This window comes from Arthrobacter sp. 10N410, from assembly GCF_056394945.1.
Map to the genome: position 1 here is coordinate 84,200 of NZ_JBFTIP010000002.1, position 24,717 is coordinate 108,916.

Genomic DNA, 24,717 nt, shown 5'->3' on the forward strand with positions numbered 1-24,717 from the left:
GGGCCCCTCCGGGGCGTGTCAAGGGCACCTGTGGACCATTAGCAAAGCCGGAACGACTCGCCGGGAGCGACGCGCCGAATTGCACTGGCGTAATTAGGCGGGGTACGGCACAATGAGACTCACGCCCGGCAACTTTCAAGTGGTGCTTGAACCGCTAAAGCATCGATTTACCACCTGAGAACCGGACATATTTTTTGCATATTGTTGTTTTGAAGAAACTGAATAGTCTGGCAGGGGCCAAGAGCCCCGCACGCGGATCCACGCAGCAGACAGGCATCCAGGCAGAGGTCGTTGGGGAAGACGTACCTATAGCTATGGAGGATGGAATGTCTGTTGCACTAACCCGCGGTGTCCTGTTCGTACACTCGGCCCCGACCGCCCTGTGCCCCCACGTTGAGTGGGCCATTGGGTCTGTCGTGGACAAGCGCACGGACCTCGAGTGGACTGCCCAGCCCGCTGCGCCCGGAATGTTCCGGGCCGAGCTGTCGTGGACCGGAACACCGGGCACGGGGGCTCAGTTGGCGTCTGCGCTCCGCGGCTGGGCTCACCTGCGCTACGAGGTCACCGAGGAGCCCAGCCAGGGCGTCGACGGCGGCCGCTGGTCGCACACCCCGGAACTCGGCATCTTCCACGCCGTCACGGACGTGCACGGCAACATCATGGTCTCCGAGGACCGCATCCGCTACGCCTACGAATCCGGCGCCGGCGACCCTTCCGCGGTCTACCATGAGCTCTCGCTGGCCCTCGGCGAGGCCTGGGACGAGGAACTCGAACCCTTCCGGCACGCCGCCGAAGGCGCCCCCGTACGCTGGCTTCACCAGGTCGGCTAGCCACTCTGGGGCTCTTCCCACGACCCTGGACGTACCGCACCACACTCCATAGCAACGCCAAATGACAGATGGCGGCAATGTTCACCAGGAACATTGCCGCCATCTGTCATTTCGGCGTGGAGGCCCAGTTGAGCGGGCCCCGGCGGGTTAGACGCTGCGGACGGCGATGACGGCGTTGTGGCCGCCGAAGCCGAACGAGTTGCTCAGTGCCACGATGCTGCCGCCGGGCAAGGCGCGCTCGGAGGTGACGATGTCGAGCGGGATCTCCGGATCCTGGTTCTCGAGGTTGATCGTCACGGGCGCCTTGCGGTCGTATACGGCCATGACGGTCAGTACGGCCTCCACCGCGCCGGAGGCACCCAGCAGGTGGCCCATCTGCGACTTGGTGGCGGAGACGGCCACGTTATCCACGTGGCTGCCGAGGGCGGCCTTGAGGGCGGTGTACTCGGGCTTATCGCCGACCGGGGTGGAGGTGGCGTGCGCATTGACGTGCACCACGTCCTCGGCCTGGATGCGGCCGTCGAACATGGCTGCCTTCAGGGCGCGGGTGGCGCCGAGGCCCTCCGGGTCCGGGGCCGTGATGTGGTACGCGTCGGCGGTTACCGAGGTGCCGGCGAGTTCGGCGTAGATTCGGGCGCCGCGGGCGAGGGCGTGCTCCTCGGCCTCGAGCACCAGAGCGCCGGCGCCTTCGCCCATCACGAAGCCGTCGCGGTCGCGGTCGTAGGGGCGCGAGGCATGCTCGGGATCGTCGTTGCGGCGGGACAGCGCCTGCATCGAGGCGAACGCGGCGATCGGCATCGGGTGGATGGCGGCTTCGGCGCCGCCGCAGACGACGACGTCGGCCTTGCCGGAGCGGATCAGGTCCAGGCCCATGTGCACGGCTTCGGTGCCGGACGCGCAGGCGGAGACGGGGGTGTGGGCGCCGGCACGGGCGCCGAGGTCCAGGCTGACGGCCGCGGCGGGGCCGTTGGGCATCAGCATGGGGACGGTCATGGGGAGGACACGGCGGGGCCCCTTTTCGCGCAGGGTGTCCCAGGCGTCCAGGAGGGTCCAGACGCCGCCGATGCCGGTGGCGAAGGCGACGGCCAGGCGGTCATGATCGATGTCGGTGATGCCGGCGTCGGCCCATGCCTCGCGGGAGGCGACGACGGCGAACTGCGTCGACGGGTCCATGCGCTTGGCCTCGACGCGGCTCAGGACCTCGGTGGCGGGGTTGGAGGCCCGAGCAGCGAAGTGCACGGGCAGCTCGTACTTGGCCACCCAGTCGTCCTCAAGCGTGTGCGCGCCGGAGACGCCCTTCAGCGCGTTCTTCCACATCGTGGGGACATCGCCGCCAATGGGTGTGGTGGCACCCAGACCGGTAATGACTACTTTGCGTGCCATGGGATCACTCTCTGTCGGTGCGCCTGCCGTATCCGGAACCTGGTGAAGGCGGCCGGGGCCTGCGTAGGGAAAACTCGGTGGTCATGCAGAAATCAGGGATTGAACTGTGGTGTTCCGGTCCGGGACGCTGTCGAAGCGTCCCGGACCGGCCACAAGCCCGGCCGTTGCCGGCCACAAGCTCCGGCCGGTTACCGGCCGGAGCCAAGGCGCAGGCGGAATTAGGCCTGGGCGTTGGCGATGAAGCTGACAGCGTCGCCGACGGTCTTGAGGTTCTTGACCTCTTCGTCCGGGATGCGCACGCCAAACTTTTCCTCGGCGTTGACCACGATGGTCATCATGGAGATGGAGTCGATGTCCAGGTCCTCGGTGAAGGACTTGTCCAGCTCGACAGCCTCGGGGGCCAGGCCGGTCTCTTCGTTGACGATTTCGGCCAGGCCGGCCAGGATCTCTTCGTTGTTAGCCATTGATGGCTCCTTTTCTTGTTGTTGCCGTCGGCTTCCGGTGGTTGTGCCGGGAACGTCGGGCGAAATGATTCAAACCGAGGGTTCGGCTTGGTTGGGAATCCGTGCTGTTGAGGAATGCGTTCAGCTTGGGAAGTGCGGTGGCCGCCTACGGAAGCACAATCACCTGGGCGCCGAAGACAAGTCCGGCTCCGAACCCGATCTGCAGTGCCAGTCCGCCGCTCAATTCAGGGTTTTCCTGAAGCAAGCGGTGGGTGGCGAGGGGGATGGAGGCTGCCGAGGTGTTGCCTGCTTCGGCGATATCCCGGGCGACCTTGACGGTCTCCGGAAGCTTGAGCTTCTTGGCCATCTCATCGATGATCCGCATGTTGGCCTGGTGCGGGATGAAGGCCGCGAGGTCCTCGGCCTTGATCCCGGCGGCGTCGAGGGCCTGCTGGGCCACCTTGGCCATTTCCCAGACCGCCCAACGGAACACCGTCTGGCCGTCCTGCCGCAGCGTGGGCCACAGGGCCGCCTCGGTGACGGCGGCCTCGCCCTCGCTGAGGGCGGTGTCACGCTTGCCGGCGGCGGCGAAGTCGCGGATGTCCAGCATCGAGTGGGTCATGCCGATGGCGTCCCACTTGCTGCCGTCCGAACCCCATACCGAGGGGCCGATGCCCGGGGTGTCTGAGGGTCCGATGACGACGGCGCCGGCGCCGTCGCCGAGCAGGAAGGAGATGGTGCGCTCGGTGTTGTCGATGACGTCGGAGAGTTTCTCCGCACCGACCACGAGCACGTACTTGGCCGCGCCGGAGCGGACCAGCGCGTCGGCCTGGGCGATGCCGTAGCAGTAGCCGGCGCAGGCGGCGGAGATGTCGAACGCCGGTGCCGGGGTGGCGCCGAGACGGTCGGCCAGGCTTGCGGCGGCCGAGGGCGTCGCATACGGGTGGGTGACGGTGGAGACGATTACCGCGCCGAGCTCGGAGGCCTCAATGCCGGCCTTTTCCAGGGCCTCGCGGGACGCGCCCTCGGCCATGTCGATCACGCTGACGTCGGCGGGGGCCCGGTGGCGCGTGATGATGCCGGTGCGCTGCCGGATCCACTCGTCCGAGGAGTCGATCCACTGGCAAACGTCCTCGTTGGTGACGATCACGCTGGGCCGGTACGCGCCGACGCCCATCACCCGGGTGTTTTCCTGCAGGGGAGCCTGCTTCAGAGTAGGAGCGCTCATTCCCCTCCCTCCAGTTCTGCGAATAGGGCCAAGGCGGCGGAAAGGTCATCCGGGGTCTTGACGGTGACGGTCTTCACGCCGGGCATGCCGCGCTTGGCCAGGCCGGCCAGCGTCCCGGCCGGGGCCAGTTCGATCACTCCGGTCACGCCGCGCTTCACGAGGGTCTCCATGCAGAGATCCCAGCGGACCGGGCGGGAGACCTGGGCAATCAGGCTGTCGACGGCGGCACCGCCGTCGGTGACCTCCGCGCCGTCGAAGTTGGACAGCAGCGGGACCTGCGGGTTCCGCGGGTGCAGCGAGGGCCGGAGGGCCTTCAGCGCGGCGACCGCGGGGGACATGTGCGAGGTGTGGAACGCGCCGGCGACTTTCAGCGGGATCACTCGGGCCTTGGCCGGGGGATTGTCGGCGAGGGCCTTCAGCTGCTCCAGGGTGCCGGCCGCGACGGTCTGGCCGGCGCCGTTGACGTTGGCCGGGGTGAGGCCGCAGGCCTCGATCGCGGCCAGGACTTCGGCGGGGTCCCCGCCCACGACTGCGCTCATGCCGGTGGGGGTGGCCGCGGCGGCCGCGGCCATGCCGTTGGCGCGTTCGCGGACAAAGGTCATCGCTTCGGTCTCGGTCAGGACACCGGCCAGGGCGGAGGCGGTGATTTCGCCGACCGAGTGTCCGGCGAGGATGACCGGGAGGGTGCCCAGTTCGACGTCGAAGAGCGACTTGGCGGCCACGAGTCCGGCGGCGACGATCAGGGGCTGCGCGACGGCGGTGTCCTTGATGGTCTCCTCATCGGAGGTGGTTCCGTGGGCGGTGAGGTCGATACCTGCTATTTCGCTAAGGGAGGCCAAATGGCCTGCGACGGGAGGCAATTCCAGCCAGGGGGCTAGAAAACCAGGGGTCTGGGAGCCCTGTCCAGGGCAAACGATTGCAAGCACGTATCCAGCTTTCCAAATTGCCGCGTGATTCATCGGTACTCTCATGCACCAAGCTCACTGGGTCAGATTGTAGGAAGTCTACAACGGGTCAGGAGTTGTTGCGCGACGGCTGGCGTTCCGCGGAGGGCCTGGGCGGGGCCGAGAGCCGGCCCACCACGAGCGCCGCCTGGAGCACAAAAGCCTCCCGGGGGATCAACGGATCCCAGCCCGTGACGTCGCAGACACGCTTGAGCCGGTAGCGCACGGTGTTGGCGTGGACGAAAAGCTCGCGGGCGGTCGCTTCAAGCGAGTGGCCGAGTTCGAGGTAGGTCCCGAGGGTCTCCACGAGGCCGTTGGACGCCGCGACCAGCGGCCGGTAAATGTTCTTGACCAGGGAACGCCGGGCCGCGTCGTCACCGGAGATCACGCGCTCGGGCAGGAGGTCATCGGCAGCCACGGGACGCGGCGCGGAGGGCCACGCCTTGGCTGCGGTCAGGCCGGCGAAGGCGGACTGAGCGGAGCTGCTGGCCTCCAGCAGGGATCCGGCCTCGGCGCCGTAGACCACCGGCCCCGGGGCGAAGAGCTCGCTGAGTTTCTGGCAGGCCGTTTCGCGGTCCTGCACGCCGCCCAGGATCAGGATCAGCCGGTCGCCCTGGATCCCGACGAGGGCGTCCTCGGCGAAGCGCCCGGCCGTGCGGCGGAGTTCGCTGACGTAGCTGGCGCTGGGTTCCGACGGGGAATTCCCCACCATCACGGTGAAGCGTTCCTGGGCTTTCCAGCCCAAGGCGGCGATCCGGGAGCGCAGCGCGTCGGTGTTTTCGCCGCGCAGGATCGCGTCGACAATCAGCGCCTCCAGCCGGGTGTCCCAGGAACCGCGGGTCTCGGCGGCGCGGGCGTAGACGTCGGCCGCGGCGAAGGCCACCTCGCGGGAGTAGCGCAGCACGGCCTCGCGCAGGCCGGCCTGGTCGGCTTCCGGGGCGATGATCGGCACCTGCTCCTCGACCACCTCCACGACGATCCGGATCAGCTGCAGCGCCTTCTGCAGGCTGATCGAGCGGGTCAGCTCGGTGGGGGCGGTGCCAAAGACATCGGAGAGGATCCAGGACGGAGAGCTGGGCCGCTCGAACCAGGTGACAAAAGCGGCAATGCCGTTCTGCGCGACCATGCCCAGGGCGGAGCGCTCATCGGAGTTCAGCCGGCTGTACCAGGGCAGTGATTTCTCCAGCTGCCGCAGGGTCGTGGTGGACAGCTGGCCCACGCTGGCCCGGAGCTTCTTCAGCGTCTCGGCCTTCTCCGGGGTGAGCGCCCGCACGGACGGCTTGCGTTTTGCGGGAGTGGTGGTGGGCTCTGCCATGCATCGAGCATACGGTGCCCGCCGTCCAAGCTCCATTTGTGCAAAGGCTACAAGTCCCTTTGGGCTGCGTCACAGGCTTAAACGCCCGACGGCGGCCCCCACCCGAAGGTGGGAACCGCCGTCGTGCGTTCGCTTTGGAGACTAAGAGTCGCCGCCCGCGTTGCCGGTGGTGCCGGCGTTGACGTTGAGCAGGCGGTACTTCTCGATTGCCTGGGCCGGGGCCTGGGCGTCGACCTCGCCGCGGCGGGCCAGCATCTGCAGGGAACGGACCACGATCGAGTGGATGTCGTTCTTGAAGAAGCGGCGAGCGGCGGCGCGGGTGTCCGAGAAGCCGAAGCCGTCAGCGCCGAGCGAGGCGAACTCGTTCGGGATGAACTGGCGGATCTGGTCCGGAACGGCCTTCATGTAGTCCGAGACCGCCACGATCGGGCCGGTGGCGCCGGCGAGCTGTTCGGTGACGAACGGGACGCGGGCCGGCTGACCCGGGTTGAGGAAGGCGTCTTCCTCGGCGGCCATGGCGTCGCGGCGCAGTTCGGTCCAGGAGGTCACGGACCAGACATCGGCGGAGACGCCCCAGTCCTCGGCGAGGAGCCGCTGGGCTTCGAGGGCCCAGGGGACGGACACACCGGAGGCCAGGATCTGCGTGCGCGGGCCGTCGATCTTGGCCGGTGCCAGCAGGTAGATGCCCTTGATGATGCCCTCGACGTCGAGTTCGGCGGGTGCCGGCGGCTGGACGATCGGCTCGTTGTAAACCGTGATGTAGTACATCAGGTTCCGGGCCGGGTCGTTGTCCGCCGGGCCCGGACCATACATCCGGTGCAGGCCATCACGCATGATGACGCCGATCTCGTAACCGTAGGCCGGGTCGTAGGTGACGACGGCCGGGTTGGTCGAGGCAAGGATCGGGGAGTGGCCGTCGGCGTGCTGCAGGCCCTCGCCGGTCAGCGTGGTCCGTCCGGCGGTCGCGCCGATGATGAACCCGCGGGTCATCTGGTCGGCGGCGGCCCAGAAGGAGTCGCCGGTGCGCTGGAAACCGAACATCGAGTAGAAAACATAGATCGGGATCAGCGGTTCGCCGTGCGTGGCGTAGGACGTGCCCGCCGCGGTGAAGGCGGCGACCGAACCGGCCTCGTTGATGCCGGCGTGCACGATCTGGCCGGCAATGGATTCCTTGTAGGCCAGGACGAGGTCGCGGTCCACGGACAGGTAGTTCTGGCCGTTCGGGTTGTAGATCTTCGCCGTCGGGAAGAACGCGTCCATGCCGAAGGTGCGTGCCTCATCGGGGATGATCGGCACGATCCGGGAGCCGAAGTCCTTGTCCCGCATCAGGTCCTTGAGCAGCCGGACGAACGCCATGGTGGTGGCGGCCTGCTGCTTGCCGGAACCGCGGTTGGCGACCTCGTACGCCTTGTCGCCCGGCAGGGTGACGTCGGTGTGCTTGGAGCGGCGTTCGGGGACGAACCCGCCGAGGGCGCGGCGGCGTTCCATCAGGTACTGGATCTCCGGGGCGTCGGCGCCGGGGTGGTAGTACGGCGGCTGGTACGGGTCGGCCTCGAGCTGCTCGTCCGTGACCGGAATGCGCAGGTGGTCGCGGAAGGCCTTCAGGTCCGCCAGCGTGAGCTTCTTCATCTGGTGGGTCGCGTTGCGGCCCTCGAAGTGGGTGCCCAGGCCGTAGCCCTTGACCGTGTGGGCCAGGATGACCGTCGGCTTGCCCTTGAACTCGGTGGCGGCCTTGTACGCGGCGTAGACCTTGTTGTAGTCGTGGCCGCCGCGCTTGAGGTTCCAGATCTCCTGGTCCGTCATGTCCGCGACCATGTCCTTGGTCTGCGGGGTCTTGCCGAAGAAGTGCTCGCGGACGAATCCGCCGGATTCGGCCTTGTACGTCTGGTAGTCGCCGTCGACCGTCTCATTCATGATCTTCACGAGCGAGCCGTCTTCGTCCTTGGCGAGCAGGTTGTCCCACTCGCGGCCCCAGACGACCTTGATGACGTTCCAGCCGGCGCCGCGGAAGAACGCCTCGAGCTCCTGCATGATCTTGCCGTTGCCGCGGACCGGGCCGTCGAGGCGCTGCAGGTTGCAGTTGATGACGAAGTTGAGGTTGTCCAGCTTGTCGTTCGCGGCGAGCTGCAGCAGGCCGCGGGACTCCGGCTCGTCCATTTCGCCGTCGCCCAGGAACGCCCAGACCTGCTGGTCCGAGGTGTCCTTGATGCCGCGGTTGTGCAGGTAGCGGTTCGACTGCGCCTGGTAGATGGCGTTCATCGGGCCGATGCCCATGGACACGGTGGGGAACTCCCAGAACTCCGGCATGAGGCGCGGGTGCGGGTAGCTGGAGAGGGCGTGGCCCTCCTTGGACTTCTCCTGGCGGAAGCCGTCCAGGTCCTCCTCGGTCAGCCGGCCTTCCATGAAAGCGCGGGCGTACATGCCGGGGGAGGCGTGGCCCTGGAAGAAGACCTGGTCGCCGCCGCCGGGGTGGTCCTTGCCGCGGAAGAAGTGGTTGAAGCCGACCTCGTAGAGGGTCGCCGCACCGGCGTAGGTGGAAATGTGGCCACCGACGCCGATCTCGGGACGCTGGGAGCGGTGCACCATGACGGCGGCGTTCCAGCGCAACCAGGCGCGGTACTTGCGTTCGATCTCTTCATCGCCGGGGAACGGCGCTTCCTGGTCCACCGGGATGGTGTTGACGTAGTCGGTGGTGGTCACCATCGGCACGCCCACGCTCTGCGCGCCGGCCCGCTGGAGCAGGCTCCGCATGATGTATTGGGCACGCTCGGTGCCCTGTTCCTGAATCAGGGTGTCCAGGGACTCCAGCCATTCGGCGGTCTCTTCCGGATCACGATCAGGCAGCTGGTTAGTCAACCCGCTGAGGATATGGGAGGTATCTTCTCCTGCAGCCACGTCCAACCTCTCTTTGAGCGCATTCATCGGCACCCTCAGCTCCGGCAGGGTAACTGCCTGGCGTGAACGCGACGTGTGCGACATATCGGTAACAGCAGCCCGGTCCTGTACGCCGGGCTAGGTCCAATCACAACCATGCCTGCCTGTATTAGCGGTCGGTTGTCCGCGCAGGCAAAGTCGTCATCAGCCACTCTAGCCGTGTCAGTCCGCGGATGCGTAGCTGTCCTATGGGGCCACCGCCGTATTTCACGGGCATACTGGTTCTGTGACGTGGACCCCCTCCGGGGCCCGCGGAACGGCCGGTGTGACGCAGAATATGGCGGATCGCGGCGTTAGCAGCTTGAAGCAAAGGCCCAAAGGGTGTTGGCTTGTAGTAATGGAAATCACTAGCACCATTGGGTCCACCAAGCAGTACACCAAGAAGTACAAACAGCATAGGAGCAACACGTGAGCGAGGCCGACGCCGCCACTTCGGTAAATGTGGCGGAAAAATTGGGTTTCAAAAATGGAGATCTGATTCAAGAATTCGGTTATGACGACGACGTCGACTTCGACTTGCGCGACGACATCGAGGACCTCACCGGCTCGGAACTCTTCGACGAGGACGACCATGAGGTGGTCGACGCCGTGATCCTCTGGTGGCGGTCCGACGACGGGGACCTCGTTGACACCCTGGTCGGCTCGCGCACCACTCTGACCGAGGGCGGCGTGGTCTGGGTGCTCACCCCGAAGAACGGCCGGGTGGGCTACGTCTCACCGGCCGACATCCAGGATGCCGCGCCCACCGCAGGCCTGCACTACACCACGTCCGCTGGCGTCTCCAAGGAGTGGAGCGCCACCCGGCTGGTCACGCGGAAAAACAAGTGACCCAACCCGGCGCAGGAGTGGCGCTGGCAACCGCCGTGCCGGCGGTCGGCCAGCCCGCCCCCGACTTTGAGCTGGTCAACCAGTTCGGTGAGCCGGTCCGGCTGTCGGAACTGCGCGGACGCAATGTGGTCCTCGTGTTCTTCCCGTTCGCGTTCTCCGGCATTTGTACGGGCGAACTTTGCGAAATCCGGGACAACCTTGCGCTCTTCGAGGACGCCGACGCCGCCGTGCTGGGGGTTTCGGTGGACAGCAAGTTCGCGCAGCGCGCCTACGCGGAAAAGGAGGGTTACTCCTTCGACCTCCTTGCGGACTTCTGGCCGCACGGTGCCGTGGCCGAGCGCTATGGCGTCTTTGACCCCGACAGCGGCATGGCCAAGCGCGGCACCTTCATCATCGACGCCCACGGAACGGTCCGCTACGTCGTGGTGAACCCCCGCGGCCAGGCCCGGGATTTCACCGAGTACCGCGCCGCCCTGGCGGGGCTCGCAGGGAACTGACGGGGACAGGCGCGATGCGGCAGCGGCGACCCGGCGTCGGCATGACTGGCTTTGCCAGCCTGCCGCCGGTCGTTGCCGCCGAACCGGCGCGGAGCGAACTCGAGGTCCTGCGGGAAATCCACGGCGTCCTCGCGGGGGAGCGCTTCGCGTTGCTCACCGGCGCCGGGCTCAGCACGGATTCGGGCATCCCGGATTACCGGGGCCCCGGGGCGGCTCCGCGGGCGCCCATGACCTACCAGGAATTCATTGGCGACCCCGAGAACCGCCGTCGCTACTGGGCGCGGAACCACATCGGCTGGTCCCATCTGCGCCGCGCCGATCCTAACGACGGCCATGCGGCCGCCGCCCGACTCGAGCACCGCGGGCTCCTCACCGGCCTGATCACCCAGAACGTGGACCGGCTGCACGAGGACGCCGGGAGCGTCAACGTGGTGGACCTGCATGGCCGCTTCGACCGGGTGGTCTGCCTGGCCTGCCATCGCCGCTACAGCCGCTCGTTGCTGGCCGGCGTGCTGGAGGAACTCAACCCTGACTTCCTGACGGAAGCACTCGCCGCCGGTGTCGTGGAAATGGCCCCCGACGCCGACGCCACCGTGGAAGATTCGGAGCTGATCGCGGGTTTCGTCGTCGCCAACTGCCCGGCCTGCGGCGGCACACTGAAACCCGACTTTGTCTACTTTGGCGAGAACGTGCCCAAGGACCGGGTTGAGCGCTCCTACGCCATGGTGGACGACGCCGCGGCCCTGCTGGTGGCCGGTTCCTCCCTGACCGTGATGAGCGGACTGCGGTTCGTCCGGCACGCCGCCAAGCAGGGCAAGGCGGTGGTGATCATCAATCGTGGGCAGACCCGCGGCGATGACCTGGCCACCATCAAGCTGGAGGCAGGCGTCAGCGAATCGCTGACCTGGCTCGCCGCGGAGCTCCCCTCACTGTGAGGCGTTCCGGCCCGGCGGACGATTGGCGTTTCCGGCGCCGTTTCGGGTAGAGTCATTGTTCGTTGGTTGACGCACTGAAGTGCGGAAACAGCACCTTGGGTCTTTAGCTCAGCTGGTAGAGCGCCACGTTTACACCGTGGATGTCATCGGTTCGATCCCGGTAGGACCCACCAAGGAAAACCCCGTCGCGGCAGGCCTAAACGCCCTCCGCGGCGGGGTTTTCTGCTCTCCATGTGCTGTGTCCTGCACTATGCCCGCGCCTAAAAGTTGCCGGAACTATCTGTGTGCTCACAAATCGGTTGGCAACGCGCGGGCGCTACGCCGCTGGCCCCGACGGCCACTGCTCGCCGCGAGGGTCGGCAGGGGGCGCCCCGGCCCAGCAGGGAGTGGGGGATTCCGAACCGATAATAATCTAAGTGATATTGTTATCTTACTTATTCGGGGGGCGACTTGTTAGGTTTACGTTCTTTTTTTGCCAGGTTTTGGGCTACAAAATGCCGGCTATGCGGGATTCCTGTTCCGGATTCCCGGGTCCCTTACTGCAAGGAGCAACACCAGACGGAGTTCGAATCCGCAAACGCCTGGTAGTGGAGCGCGGCCCCGCTGCCCATGCGCTGTCGGCCATCCAAGTCTGGACTGCACCAAAATGTCGGTGCCTGTCCGTACCGTCGCCGGCATGGAACATGTGATCGTAAAAACCGGCCCTGACGGACATCCGCGGGCCGTGGTCCGCGGTGGCCGCGAATGGGTGGTTGGCGCGGAACCCGTGCGGTGGTTTGAGCGCGTGAGCTGGTGGGAGGCCGAGCGCCGGATGCCGAAGGGACTGAGCCGGGTCGATGTCGAGGTGTGGCAGGTCCAGGCCAGGCTGGGCCGGAACAGCGGATCGGCCCTAACTACGATGGAAATCATCCGGGACGGCCTCGGCGGAGGCTGGCGGCTCCGGGACGCGGTGGCGGACGCCGCCTGACCAGCGCTCACCCGCGGCAAAAGCTTCCGCGCAATGGAAACGCCTGAGGGCAATGGAAAAGCCTCCGGGCAATGGAAAAGCCTGCGGGCAATGGAAAAGCCTTCCACCGCGACTATTGGGGGATGCCGCGGTGGAAGGCTTGTTAGAAATATACCGTGAATGCGTCCAAATGTGAAACGCCTAGCGGTTGAATTTGACCATCGACGGGACTAATCCGGGCCCCGCGGCTGTCTATCGGAAGCCGTGCCGCTGCCGTGCGGGCGGACTAGCGGGGCTGGACCGGGACGAAGACGCGGGGCTGGTCCTTCCAGCTGGGTTCCATGTCCGCGATTGTCTCGCGCATGATCTTGTTGGAGGCCTCGCGGGCGGCCACGCCGTCGCCGGCCGCAATCGCCTCCGCCACGTCCACGTGCCACTGCAGCGCGGAGGCCCGCGGATGGTCCGGCATCAGACCGTGGACGGTGCGGCCGGTCAGCGTCTCGGCCACCTGGCCCACCATGTTGGCGAACATTTCGTTGCCGGAACCGGTCAACAGCAGGGAATGGAACTGGATGTCCAGCTCGAGGAACCGAGGCACGTCGCCGGCCACACCGGCCTCCCGCATGGCGTGGGAGATTTCCACCAGCTGGCTGCGGAGTTCATCCGGGGCGTTGCCGGCCGCCAGTTCGGCCGCCACCGGCTCCACCGCGGTCCGCAGCTCGGCCAGGGAGCGCAGCTGGGCGCCGCGGCCCTCGCCGGCCAGGCGCCAGCGGATCACGAGCGGATCGAAGGGATTCCAGCGGCTGGCGGGGAGCACCCGGATGCCGACACGTTTGATGGTCTCGACCAGCCCCAGGGACTGCAGCACGCGCACCGCCTCGCGGACCACCGAGCGGGAGACCTTCAGCTCATCCTCGAGGTGCTCGGCCAGCATGACATGGCCGGCGGGGAGCTCGCCGGCGACGATGCGGGCTCCCAGATGCTCGATGGCGCGGTGATGCAGGCTGGTCGACATAGTCGTAAGCATAGTGGCGCAGGCCGCAATCCCGGGGCTACAGGCGCAGTGGCCGCCGAAAATCATAGACTGTTTGTGACGCGCCGTATTCCGCCACGTGGGCGCTGCTTTCCTGCAGTCAGCGGAAATACATATGGTTTATTGACAGCCACTGATCCCAAGAAGCGTGTTCCGCAGCAACTGCGGGACGAACTGCACTCGATGCACAGAATGAATTGGAGTTTTGATGTCAGCACACATCGGTGTCACCGGCCTTGCGGTGATGGGGGCCAACTTGGCCCGGAACCTGGCCCGTAACGGCTTCACCGTTGCCCTGCACAACCGTTCCGTGGAGAAGACCGACGCGCTCCTCGAAAAGCACGGCCAGGACGGCGACTTCGTCCGCACCGAAACGCTGCAGGAACTCGTTGACTCGCTGGAGAAGCCGCGCCGCGTGCTGATCATGGTCAAGGCCGGCAAGCCGGTGGACTCCGTGATCGAACAGCTCGAGCCGCTGCTGGAGGCCGGCGACATCATCATCGATGCCGGCAACTCGCACTACGAGGACACCCGCCGCCGCGAGGCCGCCCTCGCGAAGAAGGACCTCCACTTCGTCGGCATCGGCGTCTCCGGCGGCGAGGAAGGCGCGCTCAACGGCCCCTCGATCATGCCCGGCGGCTCCAAGGAGTCCTACGAGGCGCTCGGCCCGCTGCTGGAAAAGATCGCAGCCCACGTCGACGGCCAGCCGTGCTGCGCCTGGATCGGCACCGACGGCGCCGGCCACTTCGTCAAGATGGTGCACAACGGCATCGAATACGCCGACATGCAGGTCATCGGCGAGGCCTTCGACCTGCTGCGCTCCGGCGCGGGCATTGAGCCGGCCGAGCAGGCAAAGATTTTCGCCGAATGGAACAAGGGCGAGCTCGCCTCCTTCCTGATCGAAATCTCCGCCGAAGTCCTCGGCCACGTCGATGCCAAGACCGGCAAGCCGTTCGTCGACGTCGTGGTGGATGCCGCCGGCCAGAAGGGCACCGGCCGCTGGACGGTCATCTCCGCCCTTGAACTGGGTTCCCCGACTTCCGGCATCGCCGAATCGGTCTTCGCCCGCGCGCTGTCCTCGCAGGCGGAGCAGCGCAAGCTGGCCCAGGAGCTGCTGGCCGGCGGCGAGGCCGCCGTCGAGGTCCCCGAGACTTTCGTCGAGGACGTCCGGCAGGCACTGTACGCCTCCAAGCTGGTCTCCTACGCGCAGGGCCTGGACATGCTCACCTCCGCCGCCAAGGAATACGGTTGGGACCTCAAGCTGGACGAGATCGCCTCGCTGTGGCGCGGCGGCTGCATCATCCGCGCAGAGCTGCTGAAGGAGATCACCAAGGCCTACGCCGCGGACGAGAAGCCGGCGAACCTGCTGTTCGCGCCGGCCTTCACCAAGGCGATCGCCGAGGTCCTCCCGGCCTGGCGGCGCGTGGTGGCCACCGCGGTGCAGCTGGGCATCCCGGTGCCGGTGTTCTCCTCCTCGCTGGCGTACTACGACGGCCTGCGGCGCAAGCGCCTCCCGGCCGCCGTGATCCAGGGCCAGCGCGACCTCTTCGGTGCACACACCTACGGCCGCATCGACACCGAGGGCACCTTCCACACCCTCTGGGGCGAGGACAAGTCCGAGATCTCGGCAGTGGACACGCACTAATCCAGACCGGTTAACGACAGCGGCCGGCGGCCCCGTTTTGGGGCCGCCGGCCGCTGTCTTTATGACTGCGTGCTTTAGATGCGGTACTCGATCAGGTACTCGGCCGGGTCGACGGCGGGTTTGGTTTCGCGCTGGGCGTCGCGGTGCCGCCAGGTGGCGGGCACTCCGGTCAGGATCGATTCGGCCGGGGCGTCCTTGACTACGACGGCGTTGGCGCCGATGGCGCTGTCCCGGCCGATCGTGATGGGGCCCAAAACCTTGGCTCCGGCGCCGATGACGACGCGGTCCTCGATGGTGGGGTGCCGCTTGATCTTTGCGAGCGAACGGCCGCCGAGCGTGACACCGTGGTAGATCATGACATCCTCGCCGATCTCGGCGGTTTCGCCGATCACAACCCCCATGCCATGGTCGATGAAGAAGCGGCGGCCGATCGTGGCGCCGGGGTGGATCTCGATGCCGGTCAGGAAGCGGGCCAGCTGGGAGATCAGCCGCGCAGGGAAGCGCAGCGAAGGGTTCTGCCAGAGCCGGTGCGTCAGGCGGTGCGCCCAGATCGCGTGCAGGCCGGAGTAGGCAAAGAAGTTTTCGAAAGAACCGCGCGCCGCCGGGTCGTGGGACCGGGCGGCGTCGAGGTCTTCCTTCAGTCTTGCGAAGAAGCTCACAAAGACCTTTCTACGAAATCTTGGGACAGGGCTGGGCTTAGCCGCGGATGTCGTCGTACAGCACGGTGGAGATGTAGCGCTCCCCGAAGTCGCAGACAATGGCAACAATCAGCTTACCGGCGTTCTCCGGGCGCTTCGCGAGCTCCAGGGCCGCCCAGACGATCGCGCCGGAGGAGATGCCGCCGAGGATGCCTTCCTTGACGCCCAGCTCGCGGGCCACGCGGACCGAGTCCTCCAGGGTGGCGTCAATGACCTCGTCATAGACGTTGGTGTCCAGGATTTCCGGCACGAAGTTGGCGCCGAGGCCCTGGATCTTGTGCGGGCCCGGGGCGCCGCCGTTGAGGATGGGGGAGTCCTTGGGCTCGACGGCGATGATCTGCACGTCGGGCTTGCGCTCCTTGAGTACCTGGCCGACACCGGTGACGGTTCCGCCGGTGCCGACGCCGGCGACGAAGATGTCCACCTTGCCGTCGGTGTCCGACCAGATTTCCTCGGCGGTGGTGCGGCGGTGCACCTCGGGGTTGGCCTCGTTGGCGAACTGCTGCGCCCAGATGGAGTTCTCCGTGTTGGCGACGATCTCCTGGGCCTTCTCCACGGCTCCGCGCATGCCCTCGGAACCGGGGGTCAGCACAATTTCTGCGCCGTAGGCGCGGAGCATGACGCGGCGTTCCGTGGACATGGTCTCGGGCATGGTGAGGATGACCTTGTAGCCGCGGGCGGCGCCGACCATGGCCAGGGCGATGCCCGTGTTGCCGGAGGTTCCCTCGACGATGGTCCCGCCGGGCTTGAGTGCACCGGACTTCTCCGCGGCGTCGATGATGGCGACGCCGATCCGGTCCTTGACGCTGTTGGCCGGGTTGTAGAACTCCAGCTTGACCGCCACCGTGGCGTCCAGGCCTTCGCTCAGCCGGTTGAGGCGGACCAGCGGGGTGCCGCCGACCAGCTGGGTAACATCGTCATAGATCCGTGCCATGGGTAGGTGTGCCTATCTGTGAGGAGGAATTCTAAGGTCAGCGTAACGAGGGCGCTCAGGCCCTAGCTAAGCATTAAGCCATGCAGAGTAATATTTCCTGGCCTTCGCCAGCTTCGGGTTGATGATCACCTGGCAGTAGCCCTGTTCGGGGTACTTCGCGTAGTAGTCCTGGTGGAAATCCTCCGCCACGTGGAAGACCGGCAGGCGGCTCACCTCGGTGACGATCGGGTCCGACCACAGCTCCTGGTTCCGGCCGATCGCTTCCTCGAAAAGGATCTTCTCCTCGGTGGTCTCGTAGAACATCGAGGACCGGTACTGGGTGCCGACGTCGTAACCCTGCCGGTTCAGCGTCGTGGGATCGTGCAGGGCGAAGAACATGTCCAGGATGACCTCGGCCGGGATCACCTCCTCGTCGAAGGTCACCGCCACCACCTCGGCATGGCCGGTGGTGCCGGAGCACACGCTGTAGTAGTCGGGGTTGCGGTCGTGGCCTCCGGTGTAGCCGGAGACGACCGAGCTGACACCCTTGGTCTTTTGATAGACGGCGTCGAGGCACCAGAAGCAGCCCCCGCCGAGGACGAAAGTTCTCATGTCCTGTTCAATGGACGAAGGGCCCGGATCATTCCCGAACCCGGCATTCCGCCAGCATCCGGGACTCCCGGCAGGGGTGGCTGGCACCGCGGATAGGGTAAAAATGAGGTTATGGAACCTGAGAACACCGACGTTTCAGCGCAGCCCGACGAAGCTACCCGCCCCGGCGAGGCCGCCACGCTGGGCATGATCCTGCTGGCCGTCGAGGAGCTCTGGCCCGAATCGCTGGCGGAGGAGTGGGACGAGGTAGGCCTGGTGGCCGGGCACCCGTCCGCCGAGGTGAGCAGGATTCTCTTCGCCGTGGACCCCACCCTCGAAGTCATCGAGGAAGCCGTCGCCTGGGGCGCCGAACTGCTCATTACGCACCATCCTCTGCTGCTCAAGGGCGTCACCTCCGTTGCCGCCAACACCCCCAAGGGCAAGGCGGTGCACCGGCTGATCGAGTCAGGGACCGCACTGCTGACAGTGCACACCAACGGTGATTCCGCCGTCGGGGGCGTCTCCGACGTGCTGGCCGACGCGCTGGGCCTGCAGGACGTGGTGCCGCTGACGCCGGCCGCGAACGGCCTTCCGGAGGAAGGGATCGGCCGGGTCGGGGACCTCGCCGACGTGCAGACGCTGGGGGACTTCGCCGCGCGGGTCTTCGGCATCCTTCCCTCCGTGGCCGGCGGCGTCCGTGTTTCCGGCGACCGGGACGGCCTGGTGCGACGTGTGGCCCTGTGCGGCGGCGCGGGCGACTCGCTGTTCAACGAGGTCCGCGCGAGCAACGCCGACGTCTACCTGACCGCGGACCTGCGCCACCATCCGGCGTCGGAGGCCCGCGAGGCTGCCGTCAATGACCGGCCGTACCTGATCGACGTCTCGCACTTTGCGAGCGAGTGGCTGTGGCTGCCGGCGGCCGCCGAGGCCTTGGGGAATGTGCTGACCGACCAGGGCCACGACATTGAGATCCGGGTCAGCAGCACCAACAGCGACCCCTGGGACTTCATTCTGACTCCGGGCGGCGACTAGAGTCTAGGGAGCGCCGGTACGGTGCCCGGCTCCGGCCGGTAAGTGAACAAGCGGAGGAAATAGTGGCCAAGGCAGCACCGGCGGAACAGTTGAAGTTGCTCGAATTGCAGGGACTCGATGCCAGGCTCAAGTCCCTGTCCAACCGCCGCCGCAGCCTTGAAAGCGACTCCCGGATCACCGACCTGGAGGCTGCCCTCAGTGTGGCCAACGGAGAACTCGGGGCCGCGAAGGTGGCGGTGCACGACGCCGAACTGGAACTCAAGCGCGCCGAGGCCGACGTCGAGCAGGTCGCCTCCCGGATCGAACGCGACGAGGCCAGGCTCAACAGCGGCACCGGGCTGTCCAAGGACCTCGTGGCCCTGCAGCGCGACATCGCGTCCCTGAACAAGCGCCGCTCGGATCTTGAGGACGTTGAACTCGAGGTCCTGGAGCGGCTGGATTCGCTGCGCCTGCGCCAGGCCAACCAGCAGCAGATCGTTGACGATATCCAGGGTTCTTTTGGCACCATCCGCGCCGAACTGGACGAACAGCTCGCCGAAGTGGCCGCGGAGATGACCGTGGTGCGCGGCCAGCGCGCCGAGTTCGCCGAGGGACTGGACGCGGGAATGCTCGCCGTCTACGAGAAGACGCTCGCCAAGCGCGGCGTCGGCGCGGCCCGGCTCTTCCACGGCACCTCCGAAGGATCCGGCATGCAGCTGAGCCCCGGTGACCTCGCCGAGATCAAGGCCGCCGCCGAGGACGACATCGTCTTCTGCCCGGATTCCGGGTGCATCCTGGTCCGCTCCGCCGAGTGGGCCTAGTCCCCAAGTGACTCGCAGTTGTTGTCGTTTAGAGGCGTCTAAACGACAACAACTGCCAGCTAGTTGGGCAGGATGAGGTTGAGGGTGTGCGGCTTCCGGGCCGTGCCCTGGACCAGCTCCGCGGACCATTTCTCGGCGGCGGCCTTGTGCAGCTGCGCCGGGGTCTGCGGGGTCTTGCCGCGGCGGGCCAGCAGGTGCCGGGCAAGCTCCCCGCGGGTGTGCTTGGCGAAGTGGCTTACCACCTTTCGGACGCCGTTGACCTCCGTGAAGACGTTCACCGCCACGGTCCGCTCGGGCGGGGGAGCCCAGGCCGCGGCGTAGGTGCTGGAGCGGCAGTCGACCAGCAGCTCGCCGTCCGTTGCGGCGGCCAGGGCCTCAGTCAGCTGCGGCTTCCAGAACGAGGCCAGCCGTCCGACGTCGGGCAGGGACGTGCCCATCGATAGCCGGTACGCCGGCACCCGGTCCGCAAACCGGATCGCGCCCCAGAGCGCGGAGATCACCAGCACGTTTGCGTCCGCCTTCTTCCGCTGCGCCGGAGTCAGCGAGCGGTAGTCCAGGGCGTCGTAGAGGACGCCGGAATACACCTGGTGGGCGGGCGCGGCAGGCTCGGCGTGCAAGCGGGTGTTGCGTTCGACGTCGGCCTTCAGCGAGGCGCCGACGCCCAGCAGCGCCAGGGCGTCCTCGTGCGCGCTGACGGTGCCGAGCGCCTCGAGCACCTTTGCGCGGTAGGCGTTGAGGCCGGGGAAGCTGAGCGAAGCCGCGTCGACGGCGTCACCGCCGGTCGCGGGGGTCTTGCCTTCGGAGGGCGGCAGCAGAATTAGCACCGTACGATCCTACCGGCGGCCAGGCGGCTGCAGCCGCGCGCGGCCCGGCGTCGGGCTAGCGCCGGTGTCCGGTGTTGTCGAGGCCCACGAAATTCGACTGGCCGACTGTCTTGGCCCGCTGGATGTCCCGCCGTGCCCGCTCGGATTCCGGGTCGCTGCCCAGCCGCGCGTGCTTCCGGCGGGTCAGGATGTCACGCACGACGGTCGCGACGACCAGCAGTCCGGCGCCGACGGCAAGGAGCAACAGTTCCATGAGGTCAGGCTACCTTCGTTGGCGCCGCCGGGACAGGGGGAGGCGCCGTGGCCGCCACGGGGGTGGGGCCGGCGGCCTGGGCCGGCGCCGCTACCGCTGCCTGGGCGGCCTTGGTCTCCCGGGCCAGGAACGCGGACAGCTCGCCGATGGTGCTCATCAGCGGCGCCGGGAAGACCACGGTGGAGTTCTTGTCCACCGCAATCTCGACGAGGGACTGCAGGTTCCGCAGCTGCAGGGCCAGCGGATGCGCCATCATCATGTCAGAAGCCTCACCGAGCGCCGCCGCCGCGATCGACTCGCCCTCGGCGGCAATGATCTTGGCCCGCTTCTCCCGCTCGGCCTCCGCCTGCCGGGCCATGGCGCGCTTCATGCTTTCGGGAAGCTGGATGTCCTTCAGCTCCACGAGCGTGACTTCGACGCCCCACTCCAGGGTGAGTGCGTCCAGGATTTCGCGGATGTCGCTGTTGATGTGTTCCGTTTCGGACAGGGTCTGGTCCAGGCTGTGCCGGCCGACCACCTTGCGGAGCGTCGTCTGGGCGATCTGGTTGATCGCGGCAGCCACATTTTCGATCGCCACCACCGACTTCACGGCGTCGATCACCCGGTAGTAGGCCACCGCGGAGATATCCACGCTGACGTTGTCCTGGGTGATGATGCCCTGCGACTGGATCGGCATGGTCACGATCCGCAGGCTGACCAGCTGCAGCCGGTCGATCACCGGGATGATAAAGCGCAGCCCGGGCATCCGGACTCCGATCACCCGGCCCAGCCGGAACAGCACGCCCTGCTCATACTGGCGCACAATCCGGATCGAGGCCCGGGCCAGGATGAGCACGAGCGCGGCGATGATCAGCCAAATGACGACGGCGGTGAAATCCATCCGAATCGCTTCCTTGCCTGGCGGGGTTGCTGCTTTCATTCTCCCACCGGCAGGCCCAAAAGGCGCCGGTGCGGTGAGCCTGCGGGGGCAGCCCGTAGAATGAGAACCGGATGGGTTGACCAGGCGGCCGCGCGTCACGCAAGTGGCTCGAGGAACGTCCGGGCTCCGCAGGGCAGGGTGGTGGGTAACGCCCACTCGGGGTAACCCGCAGGCCAGTGCCACAGAGAATAGACCGCCTGCCCCAGGGCCGTGTCCGCACGGTCGGGGGAGCAGGTAAGGGTGAAACGGTGGTGTAAGAGACCACCAGCTTCCCGGGTGACCGGGAAGGCTAGGTAAACCCCACCCGGAGCAAGGCCAGACAGGACACGTTTGAGGGCTGCCCGCCCGAGTGTCCGGGTAGGCCGCTGGAGGGCGTCGGCAACGGCGTCCGTAGATGGATGGCCGCTACTCCCGCGCCGGCAACAGCGCGGGAACACAGAACCCGGCGTATCGGTCAACCCATCCAACCAAACGAAAAGGACCGGCACCGTGTGGTGCCGGTCCTTGCCGTTTGGATCGAGGTGTAGGTTTCGGATCAGGCCTTGGCCTTCCGCTTCACCCAGCCCCACGCCGCCGTGGCGACGAACAGGACCAGGCCGATGACGGCCAGCCAAAGCAGGCCCTTCACGACGAAGCCCAGGATCGAAAGAATGAGCCAGATGACAAGTAGTGCAACTATGAGTCCCATCTGGACATCCTACGTCAAGGGCTGCGTGACGCGGCGGACCCCGCTCGTGTGAGTGATTTCACGCCGCCTCCGGCCCCCTGGACCGGCGCCCCGCTCTAGAATGGATAGCGAACGTAGATGTTCTGCCACCGGGTCTGCGTTCGCCGCCGGTGGCTTTTTCTTTGCGCTCCATGCAGGCGCCCGGGGTGGACCGAATCCCCGCCGCGTCCAGGTTCCGGAGATCCGCCGGCAGCCGACTTCCGCATACGAGGACGTATGTGGTGGATTTTAGGAAGGTAGTTCTGTGAGCCAGACGTCAGATTCTTGTCTTGATACGTGGATGGGCCGGGAGGCGCTCGCCGAGGCCATGATTCCGGTGATCGGCCGGCTGTACCGCGAAAACAACGTGGTGACGTCCATCCACGGCCGGAGCCTGATCAATAAGTCCACCATGAACATCCTCAAGGCGCACCGTTTTGCCCGCCGGATGAGCAAGGAAGAGCTGCGCCTCGAAGAGACCGCGCCCCTGCTCGACGCCCTCACCAAGCTGGACCTCGGCGCGGCAGCCATCGACATTGCCCGCCTGACCGAAAAGTACCGCGTAGAAGGCAACGGCATCAGCCTGGACGACTTCCTGCGCGAGGAGCTGGCCGAAGTGGTCGGCAAGCGCGGCGGCGACGACCGCACCAGCACCGACGTCGTCCTCTACGGCTTTGGCCGCATCGGCCGGCTCCTGGCCCGCCTCCTGATCGAGAAGGCCGGCGGCGGGCACGGCCTGCGGCTGCGCGCGATCGTGGTGCGCCGCGGGTCGGACAACGACCTCACCAAGCGCGCCAGCCTGCTGCGCCGCGACTCGGTGCACGGGTCCTTCGAAGGCACCATCAAGGTGGACCTCGAGAACGACACCATCACTGCCAACGGCGTCCAGATCCAGGTCATCTACTCGGACAACCCGGCCACGGTGGACTACACCGCCTACGGCATCCACGATGCACTGGTGGTCGACAACACCGGCCGCTGGCGCGACGCCGAGGGCCTCTCCCAGCACCTGCAGAGCAAGGGCGTTTCCCGCGTTCTGCTCACCGCCCCGGGCAAGGGCGAGCTGAAAAACATCGTGCACGGCATCAACCACGCCACCATCACGGATTCGGACAAGATTGTTTCGGCGGCGTCCTGCACCACCAACGCCATCACGCCGGTACTAAAGGCGATCAACGACCGCTACGGCGTCGTGCACGGCCACGTAGAGACGGTCCACTCCTTCACCAACGACCAGAACCTGATCGACAACTTCCACAAGGGTGACCGCCGCGGCCGCTCCGCCGCGCTGAACATGGTCATCACTGAGACCGGTGCCGCCAAGGCTGTCGCCAAGGCCCTGCCCGAGCTCCTGGGCAAACTGACCGGCAGCTCCATCCGCGTTCCCACCCCGGATGTCTCCCTGGCCATCCTGAACCTGAGCCTGGAAAACGGCACCACCAAGGATGAGGTCAACGACTACCTGCGCGAGATGTCGCTGCACTCGGAGCTGCGCAAGCAGGTCGACTACATCGATTCGCCGGAGGTTGTCTCCACCGACTTCGTCGGCTCCCGCCGCGCCGGCATCGTCGATGGCCTCGCCACCATCAGCAACGAGAAGAACCTTGTCCTCTACGTCTGGTACGACAACGAATTCGGTTACAGCTGCCAGGTGGTCCGTGTGATGGAGGAAATGGCCGGCGTGAACCCGCCGTCGTTCCCGGCCAAGGACGCGGCCGCGACCCTCGAAGCTGCCGGGCTGCCGGTCGAGGTCGGGTAGCCCCACTTTGGACCTTCCCGGCCGGTTCGCTGGAATCGGCCGGGAAAGGGAACCACAATGGAGCCATGGAACAGAACTCGGCTGTGGAGCACGAAACCACCCTGGAACATGCCCTCGACGTAGCCCGGCGGAACGCCAAGGAAGCCAAGCGCCTCCTCGACGACGCCCGAGCCAAACGCGAGGCCGGCGAGATCGACGACGCGCGGGTCAGCCAGTTGGAAGCGCTGCTGAATCTCGCCGAGGAGGACCTCCGCCGGGTCACCAAGGAACAGTGACCGCTCGGCACTGACCAGCCGGCGGCCGTCCGGCCGCCAGCCCCGGGGCATAGCCTGTCCTGTCCTGCACACTGTGGACAACCGGGCCGCTGTCGGTGCCCCGGCCTAGGCTGATGAGGTGCAGCAGCCCCATCCCTCCCCGGAACTTCCGTGACCGTCACCTGGCGCGACTTCAGGCGCGCCCGGCGCCGGTCGCGCCAGGCCTGGGCATTGCTGGGCGCCACGATGCTGGCGTTGCTGGCTGGCCTCGGCTGGTTCTTCACCGCCGGCCAATTTGCGATCGCAGAGCCGAGGGTGGCGGGGCCCACCGAGGCTCCCGTGCTGGCGGCGGGTTGGATGAAACCGGTCGCGCCGGTTCGGGCCGTGCCGTCCGGTCTCGCCGTGGACCTCCTGTCGGTGCTGCCGGTCAAGGGCCGCGCAGCCAGCGGCAACTACAACCGCAGTGCCTTTGGCCAGGCGTGGCTCGACGTCGACCGTAACGGCTGTGACACCCGCAACGACATCCTCCGCCGAGACCTGGCCGGCGCCATGTTCACCGAAGGCTCCCGCTGCCGGGTCGGATCCGGGACCTTCCAGGAGCCCTACACCGGGCGGACCATCGCCTTCCAGCGCGGTGCGGCGTCCAGCAAAGCCGTGCAGATCGACCACGTCGTGGCGCTGGGGGACGCCTGGCAAAAGGGGGCCCAGCAGCTGAGTCCGCTGCAGCGCCAGCACCTCGCCAACGATCCGCTGAACCTCATTGCCGTGGACGGGCAGGCCAACCAGGACAAGAGCGCGTCCGACGCCGCCACCTGGCTGCCGCCGAACAAGGCGTTCCGCTGCCACTACGTCGCCCGGCAAATCTCGGTGAAGGCCGCCTACGGGCTGTGGGTAACGCCGGCCGAAAAGGACGCGATGAAACGGGTTCTCGGTGCCTGCCCGGGGCAGCAGACCATCGTGCCGCGCTGATGTCCGGGCTGATTCGCGCTGCTGTCTGCGCTGTTGGG

General features: G+C 66.8%; 25 protein-coding genes, 1 tRNA gene and 1 other RNA gene. 13 read left to right on the top strand and 14 right to left on the bottom strand.

What is annotated here, in order from left to right; genetic code table 11:
- Positions 1–326: 326 nt before the first annotated feature.
- Positions 327–830, top strand: a complete 504-nt coding sequence (locus AC1DB8_RS04885; protein WP_136322385.1) for a DUF3145 domain-containing protein — start codon at positions 327–329, stop codon at positions 828–830.
- Positions 831–977: 147 nt separating this feature from the next.
- Here the strand turns inward: AC1DB8_RS04885 and fabF are convergent, their stop codons facing one another.
- The 6 genes from fabF to aceE form a co-directional block, all read right to left on the bottom strand.
- Complete coding sequence (gene fabF / locus AC1DB8_RS04890) at positions 978–2,213, bottom strand: beta-ketoacyl-ACP synthase II (protein ID WP_476892354.1); 1,236 nt, start codon at positions 2,211–2,213, stop codon at positions 978–980.
- Between the two features lie 218 nt (positions 2,214–2,431).
- Complete coding sequence (locus tag AC1DB8_RS04895) at positions 2,432–2,677, bottom strand: acyl carrier protein (RefSeq protein WP_091256299.1); 246 nt, start codon at positions 2,675–2,677, stop codon at positions 2,432–2,434.
- Positions 2,678–2,822: 145 nt separating this feature from the next.
- Positions 2,823–3,884, bottom strand: a complete 1,062-nt coding sequence (locus AC1DB8_RS04900) for a beta-ketoacyl-ACP synthase III (protein WP_476892355.1) — start codon at positions 3,882–3,884, stop codon at positions 2,823–2,825.
- Positions 3,881–4,810 (bottom strand): ACP S-malonyltransferase, encoded by a 930-nt coding sequence (locus AC1DB8_RS04905; protein ID WP_476892356.1) that lies wholly within the window; start codon positions 4,808–4,810, stop codon positions 3,881–3,883. The genes AC1DB8_RS04900 and AC1DB8_RS04905 overlap by 4 nt, the downstream gene beginning before the upstream one ends.
- An 88-nt stretch (positions 4,811–4,898) precedes the next feature.
- On the bottom strand, positions 4,899–6,143 hold the full coding sequence (locus tag AC1DB8_RS04910; RefSeq protein WP_441417521.1) for a PucR family transcriptional regulator: 1,245 nt from the start codon (positions 6,141–6,143) through the stop codon (positions 4,899–4,901).
- Between the two features lie 141 nt (positions 6,144–6,284).
- A complete protein-coding gene (aceE, locus tag AC1DB8_RS04915; protein ID WP_476892357.1) occupies positions 6,285–9,065 on the bottom strand; it encodes a pyruvate dehydrogenase (acetyl-transferring), homodimeric type in 2,781 nt (926 codons plus the stop codon).
- A gap of 420 nt (positions 9,066–9,485) precedes the next feature.
- Between aceE and AC1DB8_RS04920 the strand changes: the two genes are divergently transcribed.
- The 5 genes from AC1DB8_RS04920 to AC1DB8_RS04940 all read left to right on the top strand — a co-directional run bounded on the left by AC1DB8_RS04920 (position 9,486) and on the right by AC1DB8_RS04940 (position 12,304).
- Positions 9,486–9,905 carry a DUF3052 domain-containing protein gene (locus AC1DB8_RS04920; protein WP_175320867.1) on the top strand — a complete coding sequence of 140 codons (420 nt, stop codon included), beginning with the start codon at positions 9,486–9,488 and terminating at the stop codon, positions 9,903–9,905.
- Positions 9,902–10,402 carry a peroxiredoxin gene (locus tag AC1DB8_RS04925; RefSeq protein WP_476892358.1) on the top strand — a complete coding sequence of 167 codons (501 nt, stop codon included), beginning with the start codon at positions 9,902–9,904 and terminating at the stop codon, positions 10,400–10,402. The genes AC1DB8_RS04920 and AC1DB8_RS04925 overlap by 4 nt, the downstream gene beginning before the upstream one ends.
- A 14-nt stretch (positions 10,403–10,416) precedes the next feature.
- Positions 10,417–11,337 (top strand): NAD-dependent protein deacetylase, encoded by a 921-nt coding sequence (locus tag AC1DB8_RS04930; RefSeq protein ID WP_441417524.1) that lies wholly within the window; start codon positions 10,417–10,419, stop codon positions 11,335–11,337.
- A 97-nt stretch (positions 11,338–11,434) separates the two neighbouring features.
- Positions 11,435–11,510 (top strand) — tRNA-Val (locus AC1DB8_RS04935).
- A 503-nt stretch (positions 11,511–12,013) separates the two neighbouring features.
- Entirely contained in the window at positions 12,014–12,304 is a 291-nt protein-coding gene (locus tag AC1DB8_RS04940; protein WP_441417525.1) for a hypothetical protein, read from the top strand.
- Between the two features lie 265 nt (positions 12,305–12,569).
- Here AC1DB8_RS04940 and AC1DB8_RS04945 read toward each other — a convergent pair whose 3' ends face one another.
- Positions 12,570–13,298: a FadR/GntR family transcriptional regulator gene (locus AC1DB8_RS04945; protein WP_476892359.1), complete on the bottom strand. Its 729-nt coding sequence runs from the start codon at positions 13,296–13,298 to the stop codon at positions 12,570–12,572.
- Between the two features lie 226 nt (positions 13,299–13,524).
- Between AC1DB8_RS04945 and gndA the strand changes: the two genes are divergently transcribed.
- The gene (gene gndA, locus AC1DB8_RS04950; RefSeq protein WP_476892360.1) at positions 13,525–14,961 is read left to right on the top strand and encodes an NADP-dependent phosphogluconate dehydrogenase; all 1,437 of its coding nucleotides are present in this window, start codon (positions 13,525–13,527) and stop codon (positions 14,959–14,961) included.
- Between the two features lie 74 nt (positions 14,962–15,035).
- Here the strand turns inward: gndA and epsC are convergent, their stop codons facing one another.
- The 3 genes from epsC to msrA form a co-directional block, all read right to left on the bottom strand.
- Complete coding sequence (gene epsC, locus AC1DB8_RS04955) at positions 15,036–15,620, bottom strand: serine O-acetyltransferase EpsC (RefSeq protein WP_138769044.1); 585 nt, start codon at positions 15,618–15,620, stop codon at positions 15,036–15,038.
- A gap of 37 nt (positions 15,621–15,657) precedes the next feature.
- On the bottom strand, positions 15,658–16,593 hold the full coding sequence (cysK, locus tag AC1DB8_RS04960) for a cysteine synthase A (protein WP_441417528.1): 936 nt from the start codon (positions 16,591–16,593) through the stop codon (positions 15,658–15,660).
- Positions 16,594–16,659: 66 nt separating this feature from the next.
- Positions 16,660–17,184: a peptide-methionine (S)-S-oxide reductase MsrA gene (gene msrA / locus AC1DB8_RS04965; protein WP_441417529.1), complete on the bottom strand. Its 525-nt coding sequence runs from the start codon at positions 17,182–17,184 to the stop codon at positions 16,660–16,662.
- A 111-nt stretch (positions 17,185–17,295) separates the two neighbouring features.
- Between msrA and AC1DB8_RS04970 the strand changes: the two genes are divergently transcribed.
- Positions 17,296–18,195 (top strand): Nif3-like dinuclear metal center hexameric protein, encoded by a 900-nt coding sequence (locus tag AC1DB8_RS04970; protein WP_476892361.1) that lies wholly within the window; start codon positions 17,296–17,298, stop codon positions 18,193–18,195.
- Positions 18,196–18,257: 62 nt separating this feature from the next.
- The gene (locus AC1DB8_RS04975; RefSeq protein ID WP_476892362.1) at positions 18,258–18,995 is read left to right on the top strand and encodes a zinc ribbon domain-containing protein; all 738 of its coding nucleotides are present in this window, start codon (positions 18,258–18,260) and stop codon (positions 18,993–18,995) included.
- Positions 18,996–19,054: 59 nt separating this feature from the next.
- Here the strand turns inward: AC1DB8_RS04975 and AC1DB8_RS04980 are convergent, their stop codons facing one another.
- The 3 genes from AC1DB8_RS04980 to AC1DB8_RS04990 are packed head-to-tail and all read right to left on the bottom strand — an operon-like array spanning position 19,055 to position 20,952.
- Positions 19,055–19,819: a YaaA family protein gene (locus AC1DB8_RS04980; protein ID WP_476892363.1), complete on the bottom strand. Its 765-nt coding sequence runs from the start codon at positions 19,817–19,819 to the stop codon at positions 19,055–19,057.
- A gap of 55 nt (positions 19,820–19,874) precedes the next feature.
- Entirely contained in the window at positions 19,875–20,072 is a 198-nt protein-coding gene (locus AC1DB8_RS04985; RefSeq protein ID WP_476892364.1) for a hypothetical protein, read from the bottom strand.
- Positions 20,073–20,076: 4 nt separating this feature from the next.
- Positions 20,077–20,952, bottom strand: coding sequence for a slipin family protein (locus tag AC1DB8_RS04990; protein WP_476892365.1), 876 nt, complete (start codon positions 20,950–20,952; stop codon positions 20,077–20,079).
- A gap of 111 nt (positions 20,953–21,063) precedes the next feature.
- Here AC1DB8_RS04990 and rnpB point away from each other — a divergent pair.
- Positions 21,064–21,457, top strand: an RNA gene (rnpB, locus tag AC1DB8_RS04995) — RNase P RNA component class A.
- Between the two features lie 69 nt (positions 21,458–21,526).
- Here rnpB and AC1DB8_RS05000 read toward each other — a convergent pair.
- Positions 21,527–21,679, bottom strand: coding sequence for a hypothetical protein (locus AC1DB8_RS05000; protein WP_175320881.1), 153 nt, complete (start codon positions 21,677–21,679; stop codon positions 21,527–21,529).
- 283 nt (positions 21,680–21,962) lie between these two features.
- Between AC1DB8_RS05000 and AC1DB8_RS05005 the strand changes: the two genes are divergently transcribed.
- The 3 genes from AC1DB8_RS05005 to AC1DB8_RS05015 all read left to right on the top strand — a co-directional run bounded on the left by AC1DB8_RS05005 (position 21,963) and on the right by AC1DB8_RS05015 (position 24,679).
- Positions 21,963–23,456, top strand: a complete 1,494-nt coding sequence (locus tag AC1DB8_RS05005) for a glyceraldehyde-3-phosphate dehydrogenase (protein WP_441417535.1) — start codon at positions 21,963–21,965, stop codon at positions 23,454–23,456.
- Positions 23,457–23,521: 65 nt separating this feature from the next.
- Positions 23,522–23,731 (top strand): hypothetical protein, encoded by a 210-nt coding sequence (locus tag AC1DB8_RS05010; RefSeq protein ID WP_175320883.1) that lies wholly within the window; start codon positions 23,522–23,524, stop codon positions 23,729–23,731.
- A gap of 150 nt (positions 23,732–23,881) precedes the next feature.
- Entirely contained in the window at positions 23,882–24,679 is a 798-nt protein-coding gene (locus tag AC1DB8_RS05015) for an HNH endonuclease family protein (RefSeq protein ID WP_441417536.1), read from the top strand.
- Positions 24,680–24,717: the final 38 nt, after the last annotated feature.

What these genes read in the sequence shown, in the direction of transcription:
- AC1DB8_RS04885 (WP_136322385.1), top strand. Translation starts at nt 327, where the DNA reads ATGTCTGTTGCACTAACCCGCGGTGTCCTGTTCGTACACTCGGCCCCG.
- fabF (WP_476892354.1), bottom strand. Translation starts at nt 2,213, where the DNA reads ATGGCACGCAAAGTAGTCATTACCGGTCTGGGTGCCACCACACCCATT.
- AC1DB8_RS04895 (WP_091256299.1), bottom strand. Translation starts at nt 2,677, where the DNA reads ATGGCTAACAACGAAGAGATCCTGGCCGGCCTGGCCGAAATCGTCAAC.
- AC1DB8_RS04900 (WP_476892355.1), bottom strand. Translation starts at nt 3,884, where the DNA reads ATGAGCGCTCCTACTCTGAAGCAGGCTCCCCTGCAGGAAAACACCCGG.
- AC1DB8_RS04910 (WP_441417521.1), bottom strand. Translation starts at nt 6,143, where the DNA reads ATGGCAGAGCCCACCACCACTCCCGCAAAACGCAAGCCGTCCGTGCGG.
- aceE (WP_476892357.1), bottom strand. Translation starts at nt 9,065, where the DNA reads ATGAATGCGCTCAAAGAGAGGTTGGACGTGGCTGCAGGAGAAGATACC.
- AC1DB8_RS04930 (WP_441417524.1), top strand. Translation starts at nt 10,417, where the DNA reads ATGCGGCAGCGGCGACCCGGCGTCGGCATGACTGGCTTTGCCAGCCTG.
- AC1DB8_RS04940 (WP_441417525.1), top strand. Translation starts at nt 12,014, where the DNA reads ATGGAACATGTGATCGTAAAAACCGGCCCTGACGGACATCCGCGGGCC.
- AC1DB8_RS04945 (WP_476892359.1), bottom strand. Translation starts at nt 13,298, where the DNA reads ATGTCGACCAGCCTGCATCACCGCGCCATCGAGCATCTGGGAGCCCGC.
- gndA (WP_476892360.1), top strand. Translation starts at nt 13,525, where the DNA reads ATGTCAGCACACATCGGTGTCACCGGCCTTGCGGTGATGGGGGCCAAC.
- cysK (WP_441417528.1), bottom strand. Translation starts at nt 16,593, where the DNA reads ATGGCACGGATCTATGACGATGTTACCCAGCTGGTCGGCGGCACCCCG.
- msrA (WP_441417529.1), bottom strand. Translation starts at nt 17,184, where the DNA reads ATGAGAACTTTCGTCCTCGGCGGGGGCTGCTTCTGGTGCCTCGACGCC.
- AC1DB8_RS04970 (WP_476892361.1), top strand. Translation starts at nt 17,296, where the DNA reads ATGGAACCTGAGAACACCGACGTTTCAGCGCAGCCCGACGAAGCTACC.
- AC1DB8_RS04985 (WP_476892364.1), bottom strand. Translation starts at nt 20,072, where the DNA reads ATGGAACTGTTGCTCCTTGCCGTCGGCGCCGGACTGCTGGTCGTCGCG.
- AC1DB8_RS04990 (WP_476892365.1), bottom strand. Translation starts at nt 20,952, where the DNA reads ATGGATTTCACCGCCGTCGTCATTTGGCTGATCATCGCCGCGCTCGTG.
- AC1DB8_RS05000 (WP_175320881.1), bottom strand. Translation starts at nt 21,679, where the DNA reads ATGGGACTCATAGTTGCACTACTTGTCATCTGGCTCATTCTTTCGATC.
- AC1DB8_RS05010 (WP_175320883.1), top strand. Translation starts at nt 23,522, where the DNA reads ATGGAACAGAACTCGGCTGTGGAGCACGAAACCACCCTGGAACATGCC.